The organism is Alsobacter sp. SYSU BS001988 (genome assembly GCF_054796215.1).
The window spans coordinates 91987-101556 of sequence record NZ_JBTAMK010000004.1; the positions used below are offsets into that span (position 1 = coordinate 91987).

Here is a 9570-nt window from a genome sequence, read left to right on the forward strand (position 1 = left end):
CCCTCACAATGGCGTGCCGAGGCGGCGGCGCCGCGGGAACATCACGAGGCCCAGGCCATAGAACCCGGCGCGCATCACCAGCGACAGCGCCACATACGCGATGGCGACCAGGATATAGGTCTCGAAGGCCCGGTAGGTGTCGGACTGGATATAGTTCGCGATCGCGGTCAGCTCCTCGGCCGAGATCTGGGACGTCACGGACGAGGCCAGCATCAGCAGCACGAACTGGCTGGTCAGCGCCGGGTAGACCTTCTCGATGGCCGGCAGCATCACGACGTGCCAGTAGATCTGCGTCTTCGACAGCGCCAGGCCCTCCGCGGCCTCGATCTGCGCCTTCGGGATCGCGTCGAAGCCCGCGCGGATGATCTCGGTCGTGTAGGCCCCGACATTGATGGTCAGCGCCGCCGCCGCCACCGTGAAGGCCGGGAACTTCACGCCCAGGCTCGCCAGGCCGAAATAGACGAGGAAGATCTGCACCAGCAGCGGCGTGTTGCGGATGCTCTCCACATAGATCGCCGCCGCCCGCATGGCGACCGGATGGCCGCTGCGCCGCGCGATGGCCCCGATCACTCCGATGACGGTGCCGAGCACGGTCGCGATGACGGCCAGCTCCAGCGTCATGATCGCGCCCGAGACGAAGCTCGGCCATCGCTCCAGGATGGCGCCGAAGTCGAGATTGATCTTCATGCGCCGGGCGCCCGGTTCGTCATCCGGTCATAGACGCGGAACAGCGCCTGATTGCCGTTCGCGCCCTCGCCATGGGCTTTCGCCTCGACATATTGGCTGGTCACCAGCGCGGTCCCGGGCAGCGGCACCGCGAGCGCCTGCGCCTGCTCCTGCACGAGGCGCAGGTCCTTGAGCATGAGGTCGATGCGGAAGCCCGCCGAGGCGTCGCCCGCGATCATGGCCGGGCCCAGCCGGTCCAGCATCCACGAGGAGGCCGAACCGCCGAGCAGCACCGTGCGCAACTGGTCGAGATCGACGCCCGACGCCCGGCCGAGCGCCAGCGCTTCGCAGATGGCCTGCAGGTTGATGGCGCAGACGAGCTGGTTGCAGAGCTTCACCGCCTGCCCCGCCCCGGCCTCGCCCACATGCGTGATCGTGGTTCCCATGGCGCGGAAGAACGGCTCCGCCCGCGCGAAAGCCTCCGCGTCGCCGCCCGCCATGATGGAGAGAGCCGCGTTCTTGGCGCCCACCGGCCCGCCCGAGACGGGAGCGTCGATCAGCGCCACGCCCGCCTTGGCGAGGTCGGCGTACATGCGCCGCACGGCGACGGGCGAGATCGTGCTCATGTCGACGACGAGGCGGCCGTCCGGCGGCGAGGCCAGGAGCCCGTTCTCCCCGTAGACGACCGCCTCCACATGCGGCGTATCCGGCAGCATCGTGATGGCGATGTCGGCGCCTTTGGCCGCCTCAGCCGGATTGGCGCATGCGACGACGCCCTGCCCCGCCAGGCTCGAAACGGCTTCGCCGTTCAGGTCGAAGCCGCGCACCGCGAAACCGGCGGCCAGGAGATTGATCGCCATCTCGCGGCCCATCGTGCCAAGGCCGATGAAGGCCACGCAGCCGCGTTGCACACCCTTGGTCATCAGGCTTCCCGTTTCTGCAGTTGATGGCCGGCCGCGTCGTCGCGCTCGCCCAGGGCGGCGCGCCGGCGGTAGTCGTCGCCAATGGCGAAATGCTCGCGCAGCACCTTCTCGGCGGCGTCCGGATCGCGCGCCGCGACGGCGTCGAAGATGCGGCCGTGGTCCTCGATCAGGTAGGTCTTCATGGAGGCGAAGCTGCGCAGCAGTTCGCGGCGCTTGCGGTGCGAGATCATCAGGATCCCGGACAGGGAGTTGTGCAGGACCACCAGCGTTTCCGACTTGCCGGCGTCGACCAGCGTGCGGTGGAACTCGTAGTCGGCGAGACCGCCGAGGTCCGGGTCGTCGATGGTCTCGATGATGCGCGCCAGCGCGGTCCGCAGCCGTTCCAGGTCGAGCACCGTGGCGCGCTGCGTGGCGAGGCGCACGGCCTGGCACTCGATGGCGATCCGTGCCTGCATGACGTCGTCGATGAGCTCGGCGCGCTGCGCGAAGGCGAAGGTGAAGAAGTCGTTCAGCACGGCGAGGTCGGGCCGGCGCACCACCGTGCCGACGCGGTCGCGGATCTCCACGACGCCCAGCACCGTGAGCGCGCGCAAAGCCTCGCGCAGGATCGGACGGCTCACGTCCAATTGCGCAGCGAGTTCACGCTCGGGGATCAGGCGGTCTCCCGGACGGAGCGATCCGTCCAGCAGGCGCTCGCGAAGAAACGCGAACACCTTTTCAAACCCCTTGCCGTTGGCCTCCCCGAGCCGCGTGATTTCAAGATCAGCAGCCATGTTTTACCGTGGTCAGACCAATACCGGTCGCCACGGCCTGCCGTCAAGGCGCATTGAGGAGTCGGGCGTCGCCTTCGTCCGTGTCAGAAAGGCTTCCGGCCCGCGGTGAGCAGCAGCTGGTTGGGACCGACCCAACCCTCCGCCGTCTCGTAGACGCGCAGGCGCTCCTCGATGTCGCGCCAGGCGGCTTCCTGTGCGCCGGCGTCGAGCCTCTCCAGGATCTCGAGGACCGGCCCGGCCGCTGACTGCACGAACTCGAGGTAATGCCTGACCGATGGCGACCGGAACGGCGCGTTCAGCCGGGTCGTGGCGACATGCTGGAAGCCGGCCTGCCGGAAGAGCTCGTCGATGAGGCCCGGCTTGCCCAGGCTCATCAGCGCGCCGGGCTCGAACGGATCCCGCGGCGGCAGCCCGGCGTGCCGCAAGGCCGTCTGCATCAGGATCGACGTACAGGGATTGACGCTCGGATCCGCGAACACGACCGTGCAGGCGCCTCCGCCGGGCCGCAGGGCCCGGAACATTTCCTTCAACCCGTCGAGAGGCGAGGGGAAGAACATCAGCCCCAGGCGGCAGACCACGGCGTCGAAACTCTCCGGCGCCACGTCCAGGGACACCCCGTCGGTCACCTTGACCGAGATGGTGCGGTAGCCCGCGCTGCGGGCGTTCAGCTCCGCGAATGCGAGGATCTGGGGCGATACGTCGGTCGCCAGCACCGAACCCTTCGGTCCCACGATCTTGGCCACCGCGAGAGACTGGTCGCCGGCGCCCGCCGCGACGTCGAGGACGCGCGACCCGGACCTGACGCCGGCCATGGAGATCATCGCAGTGGTCGCGTGCGTCAGCCAGGCCCGGATCGCCGGCCCGTGCTCGTTCCAACCCGCGGCTGCGCGATCCCACTGGTCGCGTGCGGATGCGGCGGCGCCGCTGTCGAGAAGAAGGGATTCCATGGCGGGCTCCAGACGATCAGTGGGTCGGATCCAGGAAAGGAGTGTCGGGCGTGCTCACATAGAAGATCACCACCTTGGTGAGCTCCTGGGCGCTCCGGTTGAAGCCCGTCATGGTCACGCCTGCGGGCTCCACCATCGCCTGCCCGGCCTTGACGGTGATGGGCTCGCGCCCGGCGAGCTCCAGCGTGAACGCGCCCTCGAGCACGTAGACGGTCACCGGAAAACGGTGCGTATGCGTCACGGTCCGGTCGCCGGGCTGGAAGACGGCCGTCAGGACGCGGACCTCTTTCCGGCGCTCGTCCGGCATGGCGTCGGTCGTCTCCTTGAGCACGAGGTCCGGCTTGGCGAGCCCGCTCTCGTGAGCGGACGCCGAGACAAGCGTCGTCGCCGTCAAGGCGGCGGCGAGGAGTGTTGACGAGCGCATGACGTGCCTCCCGGTCCAGAGCGAAACCGCTCGCTCTCGCCAGAGAGGCTAGGCTTCGGAGAGGCCGCGCGGCAGCCGCAACTTTGCGCGCAGGGGCCGCGAAACCGCATAACCTTCGCCGGCCCGGTCCCGCCCTCGCGCCAGCCATGCCGGACGCTCGCCGCGGCGACCGCAGGTTTGCGAGAGGGCCCCGGGTCGGCGCATATTTGACAGATGTTCGACTGGAACGACCTGAAGTACTTCCTGGCGGTCGCCCGCTGCGAGAGCACGCTGGCGGCGGGCCGCGCCATGGGCCTGAGCCAGTCGACCGTCCAGCGGCGCCTGGTCGAACTGGAGCGCCGGATCGGCCGGCCGCTCGTCACCCGGCATCCGGCCGGCTACCGGCTGACCGAGTTCGGCCTCGCGATGTTGCCCCATGCGCAGGCGGTCGAGCGGCAGGTCGAGGCGTTCTCGCGACAGGTGGAGGAGATGAGGCGCGCCTCCGCCGGGGTCATCCGCCTGACCTGCCCGGAGCCCATCGTGCTCCGCATCACCCGGTCGGAGTTGCTGGACCGGTTCCACGCCCGCCACCCCGACATCCGGGTCGAGTTCGTGATCAGCGACCGCTATGTGGACCTGGCCAAGGGCGAGGCCGACGTGGCCCTCCGCTCCGGCGACACCGACGGCGACCTCGTCGGCCGCAAGATCGCGGACTCGCTCTGGGCCATCTACGCCAGCAAGGATTTCGTGGCGCGGCATGGCAAGCCGTCGCGGATCGAGGAGATCGAGAGCTATCCCCTGGTGGGCTTCGAGGAGAGCATGTCGAGCCACCGCGTCTCGACCTGGCTCGCGGCCGTGGCTCCGAACGGGCGCATCGTCGCCAGGAACACGAGCGTGCTCGGGCTGGTCTACGCGGTGAAGGCCGGGGTCGGCCTCGCTCCCCTGCCCACCGCGATCGGCGATGGCGAACCGGACCTGGAACGGCTGCTCGGCCCCGTGCCCGAGCTCGCCCGCAGCTGGCGGCTGCTGACCCGTCCGGATCTGCGCCAGACGGCGAGGATCTCCGCGTTCTTCGATTTCATCACCGGGGAGATCCCGAATCTTCGGCCGATCCTCACGGGCTGACCCCGCGGGCGATCACTCGGCGGCTGCGAGGGCCTCCTGGGCTTCGCCCAGCGCCGTGACGGCGGTCGCCACGATCGCATGGGCGTCCAATCCGGCCGCGGCGATCATGCGCTCGGGCGCATCATGGTCGACGAAGCGGTCGGGCAGGCTCATCGGGCGCACCTTCAGGCCGCGATCCAGAAGGCCCGCCCAGGCGAGGTGGTTCAGCACGAAGGAGCCGAAACCGCCGACGCTGCCCTCCTCGACGGTGACGAGCACGTCATGGTCGCGCGCCAGGCTTTCCACCAGGGCGGCGTCGAGCGGCTTGGCGAAGCGCGCGTCCGCGACTGTCGTGGAGACGCCGCGGGCCGCCAGCTCGTCCGCGGCGGCCAGGCAATCGGCCAGCCGGGACCCCAGCGACAGGATGGCGACGCGCGAGCCTTCGCGCAGCACGCGCCCCTTTCCGATCGGGATCGTCTCGCCGAAGGCTGGAAGCTCCACGCCCGCCCCGGTCCCGCGCGGATAGCGGAACGCGATCGGCCCCGCGTCGTAGGCCGCCGCCGTCGCCACCATGCGGACGAGTTCGGCCTCGTCGGCCGCCGCCATGACGACCAGATTGGGCAGGACGCCCAGATAGGCCACGTCGAACGACCCGGCATGGGTCGGCCCGTCGGCGCCCACCAGCCCCGCACGGTCGATCGCGAACCGCACCGGCAGGTTCTGGATCGCCACGTCGTGCACCACCTGGTCGAAGGCGCGCTGCAGGAAGGTGGAGTAGATGGCGCAGAAGGGCTTCATGCCCTGCGTCGCCAGCCCCGCCGCGAAGGTGACGGCGTGCTGCTCGGCGATGCCGACGTCGAAGGTCCGCTCCGGGAAGGCCTGCGCGAAGGGCTCGACCCCCGTCCCGGCCGGCATGGCGGCCGTGATCGCGACGACCCGCTCGTCGGCCCGGCCCGCCGCCACGAGGGCGTCGCCGAACACGGCCGTGTAGCTGGGCGGGCCGGGCTTGGCCTTGGCCTGCGTCCCGGTGATCACGTCGAAGCTGCTGACGCCGTGATACTTGTCCGGCGCGGCCTCGGCGGGCGCATAGCCCTTGCCCTTCTGCGTGCGGACATGGATCAGGATGGGGCCCATCTCGGCGTCGCGGGCGTTGCGCAGCACCGGCAGCAGGTGGTCGAGATTGTGCCCGTCGATCGGGCCCACATAGTAGAAGCCGAGCTCGCCGAACAGCGTGCCGCCCGTGATGAATCCCCGGGCGTGCTCGACGGCGCGCGTGATGGTGCGGTCGATCCGGCGCGGCAGCCGACCCGTCAGCCGCCGGCCGATCTCCCGCGCGGTCAGATAGGCGCGACCCGAGAACAGCCTCGACAGATAGGCCGACATCGCCCCCACGGGCGGGGCGATCGACATCTCGTTGTCGTTGAGGATCACGATCAGCCGGGCGTTCAACGCGCCGGCGTTGTTCATCGCCTCATAGGCCATGCCGGCCGACAACGCGCCGTCGCCGATCACCGCCACCACGGTCCGGCGCTCGCCCTTCAGCCCGGCCGCGACCGCCATGCCGAGGCCGGCCGAGATCGAGGTGGACGAATGCGCCGCCCCGAACGGGTCGTACTCGCTCTCGGCCCGCTTGGTGAAGCCGGAGAGCCCGCCGCCCTTGCGCAGCGTGCGGATGCGGTCCCGCCGCCCGGTCAGGATCTTGTGCGGATAGGCCTGGTGCCCGACGTCCCAGATCAGCAGGTCGTGGGCGTGTCGAACACGTAGTGCAGAGCCACCGTGAGCTCTACGACCCCGAGCCCCGCGCCGAGATGCCCGCCCGTGACCGAGACGGCGCTGATGGTCTCCCGCCGCAGCTCGTCCGCCACGTCCTTCAGGGCCGCCTCGGGAAGCGCCCGCAGGTCGCCGGGGATCCGGACGCCGTCGAGAGTGGGAGTGGAACCGGAGCGCATGGCCAGGCACCTGCAGGAAGACGCGGAGGGACTTAGCGATCGGATCCGCCAAGCCCCGGCGTGAGATGACGAGGGGAGAGCGAGCGGCCTCGCCGCGCCCTCGACCAGCCCAGGAGGGCGGGCCCGAAGCGCGCCGCCATGTCGGCCGCATGGGCGATGAAGGCCGCGCAGAGCCAGACGGCGACGAACGGCCATTCCTCGCCGCGGAGCGCGCTGCGAAGCGCCAGCGCCAGGAAGGCGCCCGCGGCCAGGTTCGCCGCCACCGAGACCGCGAAGGGCCTGAGGGAGGGAGGAGACACGAGCCGGCGGGGGAACCACAGGACCGCCAGCGCCTCCGCCGCCAATACCAGCAGGACGAGGTTCGCGATCGCGCCGGTCTGGAAAAGCTCCGCCATGGTGGTGCGCCCGCTGTCGCAAGGGGCCGGCTCCGACCCGGGGAGCCGCCGCCCTGTGACATTAGGATTAGACAGGCGGAACTGTCAACTTGTGTTTACACTCAGTTGACCTTGACGTCGTCCGGCTCGCTTTCGAGGTCGCCCAGGCCGAAGCGGCGCAGCTTCGTGTAGAGGCTCTGGCGGCTGAGGCCCAGCATCTCGGCCGCGGAGGCGCGGTTGTCCCGCGTCAGCTCGAGCGCCGCCTCGATGCAGAGCCGCTCGATGATGTCGGTGGTCTCGCGCACCATTTCCTTCAGCGGCATGCGGCCGACGAGGTCGGTGAACTGCTCCGTGCTGGGCAGTTCGGGCCCGGAGAACTGCCGGTCCGCCTGGCGCCAGCCATTGGTGCGGATGCTGAACCCGACGCAGGGGATCTCGCCGCCTTCCACCAGCACGGCCGCGATCTCGACCGTCTCCAGCCCGTCGAGTTCGCCGCGCAGCACCGTGGAGAAGTTGCGCACCGAGCCGTGGGCCCGCAGCGCGTTGAACAGGGTCTCGACGTCAAGGCCCGGCCTGCCGAGCCAGCGCGAGATCGGCTGGTTCTTGACCTGCTGCTCGGTCGGCGCCTGGGCGAGGTCGAGGAAGGCCGAATTCGCCGCCAGCACGCGGCCGGTCAGGTCGGTGACCGCGAAGGCCTCGGGCAGACGTTCGATGACCTGCATGAGGCTGCTGGCCGAGGCCGGCGCGGACGCGCCTTCCGCCGCCATCGGGCGCAGCTTGATGAGCAGATGCGCCGCGCTCTCCTGGCGAAACAGCGAAGCCGACAGCAGGAGCGACGTCTTGCCTTCCTCCGTGCGGGCGTGGACGTCGTCGGCCCGGCCCGCCGAGCGGGTCGCGGCGAAGAGCGACTGCACCGCCTGCGCGCTGCCCTCGTCGAACAGGTCGGCGAAGGCCTGGCCGATGATCCTCTTGGGGGAGACCCCCAGGATGCGGGTCGAAGCCGGGTTGGCGTCCACGATCCGGTTGGTCAGGCCGTCGACGATCACCACCGCCTCGGACGCCAGCTGGAACAGCAGCCGGTATCGCGTCTCGACGCTGCGGATGCGCGCATATTCGCGCTCCATGGCCTGCTGCGCATCGACGAGCCGCTGCTGCATCAGCCCGATCGCCCGCAGGTCGCGCCCGACCGCCAGCGTCCGTCCGTCCTGGTCCAGGCGAATGGCCGAGTAGCGCACCGGAGCGTCGACTCCCGACGGCGTGGGATGGTTCACCTGCCGCCACCGCGAGGCGGACTTCGCCGAGGGCGCGCCGAGCAGCTCGTCGATCTTGCCTTTGGAATCGACCGTCACGGTGTCGCGCCAGGGACGCCCCACCCAGGAGCGCGCATCCAATTCGGCGAGGTCCAGGTCCGAGACCGAGACGTCCCGCACCACGCCCTCGCGATCGATCACCAGCGCGATGTCGGCCGTCGCCGAAATCAGCGCGCCGGCCGTCTCGGCGTCGACGGATCCGCCCAGCGACTCCCGGGGAGTCGCGAAGGGCTGCGATCTGTGCTCGGGCGATCCCACGGTCCTGGCCACCTGTGTTCCTTGTCTCGATCGCGCGGCGCTGCGCCGCGCTCCCATTTTGATCGCTCTCGCGCCAGCCGCACAATGGCCGGAACAAAGCAAAAGGGAAGACCCAGCAGCTTTGTCAACATGCTGCATGATGAAACGGCGTCAGCATTCATGCGCTGACCGATGTCGACCCTCACCCGATATGGTGAGCATCGGCGTCCACGCAAGGAGACGAACGTCAACCAGATTGGACAAACGCGGACGCACCATTTCTTTTAGCACACGGCGTCGCGTCGATGTTGTTCTAAATCAAGGCTTCTGAGATGGCGGAGCGCAGAACGGGCCTTCGCATGGCGAAAGATGACAAATCGGTATGACGCCACAATCGCCAAGCGTCCTTGACGATCGCCATGGCCGCTCCACCCTCTCCTGGTTCCCGCGCCTTGCAGACGCGCCACCCCCGGAAAGGCCTCCCATGACCCGCGCCCTCCCCGCAGCGACTCTCGCGATCCTGCTGCTCTCGCCCGCCGGCCACGCCCTCGCGCAGGACGCCGCCGCGGGCGAGAAGGTGTTCCTGAAGTGCCGCGCCTGCCACCAGACCGGCGAAGCCGCCAAGAACGGGGTCGGCCCTGTGCTGAACGGCGTCATCGGCCGGCCCGCCGGGACCTATCCGGGCTATTCCTATTCCGAGGCCAACAAGACCTCGGGCCTCACCTGGGACGAAGCCACCTTCCAGGAGTACATCCGCAACCCGAAGGCCAAGATCCCGGGGACCAAGATGAGCTTTCCCGGGCTTACGAACGACGCAGACGTCGCCAACGTCCTGGCCTACCTCAAGCAGTTCGGCCCGGACGGCAAGAAGACGTGACGCTCCG

Annotated in this window: 9 protein-coding genes and 1 pseudogene; 2 read left to right on the top strand and 8 right to left on the bottom strand. The window is 69.5% G+C overall.

Annotated features, from left to right (window positions below; all coding sequences use genetic code 11):
* Nucleotides 1–3 precede the first annotated feature (3 nt).
* The 5 genes from ACYVO7_RS09955 to ACYVO7_RS09975 all read right to left on the bottom strand — a co-directional run bounded on the left by ACYVO7_RS09955 (nucleotide 4) and on the right by ACYVO7_RS09975 (nucleotide 3733).
* The gene (locus tag ACYVO7_RS09955) at nucleotides 4–687 is read right to left on the bottom strand and encodes an amino acid ABC transporter permease (protein ID WP_460449680.1); all 684 of its coding nucleotides are present in this window, start codon (nucleotides 685–687) and stop codon (nucleotides 4–6) included.
* A complete protein-coding gene (locus ACYVO7_RS09960; RefSeq protein WP_460449681.1) occupies nucleotides 684–1589 on the bottom strand; it encodes an NAD(P)-dependent oxidoreductase in 906 nt (301 codons plus the stop codon). Before ACYVO7_RS09960 ends, ACYVO7_RS09955 begins: the two co-directional genes overlap by 4 nt.
* Complete coding sequence (locus ACYVO7_RS09965; protein WP_460449682.1) at nucleotides 1589–2362, bottom strand: FadR/GntR family transcriptional regulator; 774 nt, start codon at nucleotides 2360–2362, stop codon at nucleotides 1589–1591. Before ACYVO7_RS09965 ends, ACYVO7_RS09960 begins: the two co-directional genes overlap by 1 nt.
* Before the next feature lie 83 nt (nucleotides 2363–2445).
* Entirely contained in the window at nucleotides 2446–3309 is an 864-nt protein-coding gene (locus ACYVO7_RS09970; protein ID WP_460449683.1) for a class I SAM-dependent methyltransferase, read from the bottom strand.
* A 16-nt stretch (nucleotides 3310–3325) separates the two neighbouring features.
* A complete protein-coding gene (locus ACYVO7_RS09975; RefSeq protein WP_460449684.1) occupies nucleotides 3326–3733 on the bottom strand; it encodes a cupin domain-containing protein in 408 nt (135 codons plus the stop codon).
* A 213-nt stretch (nucleotides 3734–3946) separates the two neighbouring features.
* On the opposite strand from ACYVO7_RS09975, the gene ACYVO7_RS09980 reads away from it, so the two are divergent.
* Nucleotides 3947–4837, top strand: coding sequence for a LysR family transcriptional regulator (locus ACYVO7_RS09980; RefSeq protein ID WP_460449685.1), 891 nt, complete (start codon nucleotides 3947–3949; stop codon nucleotides 4835–4837).
* 12 nt (nucleotides 4838–4849) lie between these two features.
* Here ACYVO7_RS09980 and dxs read toward each other — a convergent pair.
* The 3 genes and pseudogenes from dxs to ppsR form a co-directional block, all read right to left on the bottom strand.
* Nucleotides 4850–6765 (bottom strand): annotated as a pseudogene (dxs, locus tag ACYVO7_RS09985) (1-deoxy-D-xylulose-5-phosphate synthase).
* A 32-nt stretch (nucleotides 6766–6797) separates the two neighbouring features.
* Complete coding sequence (locus tag ACYVO7_RS09990; protein ID WP_460449686.1) at nucleotides 6798–7160, bottom strand: hypothetical protein; 363 nt, start codon at nucleotides 7158–7160, stop codon at nucleotides 6798–6800.
* Between the two features lie 101 nt (nucleotides 7161–7261).
* Nucleotides 7262–8719 (bottom strand): transcriptional regulator PpsR, encoded by a 1458-nt coding sequence (gene ppsR, locus ACYVO7_RS09995; RefSeq protein ID WP_460449687.1) that lies wholly within the window; start codon nucleotides 8717–8719, stop codon nucleotides 7262–7264.
* A gap of 451 nt (nucleotides 8720–9170) precedes the next feature.
* Here ppsR and ACYVO7_RS10000 point away from each other — a divergent pair, with 451 nt between their 5' ends.
* Nucleotides 9171–9563 carry a c-type cytochrome gene (locus ACYVO7_RS10000; RefSeq protein ID WP_460449688.1) on the top strand — a complete coding sequence of 131 codons (393 nt, stop codon included), beginning with the start codon at nucleotides 9171–9173 and terminating at the stop codon, nucleotides 9561–9563.
* The last annotated feature ends 7 nt before the right edge of the window (nucleotides 9564–9570 follow it).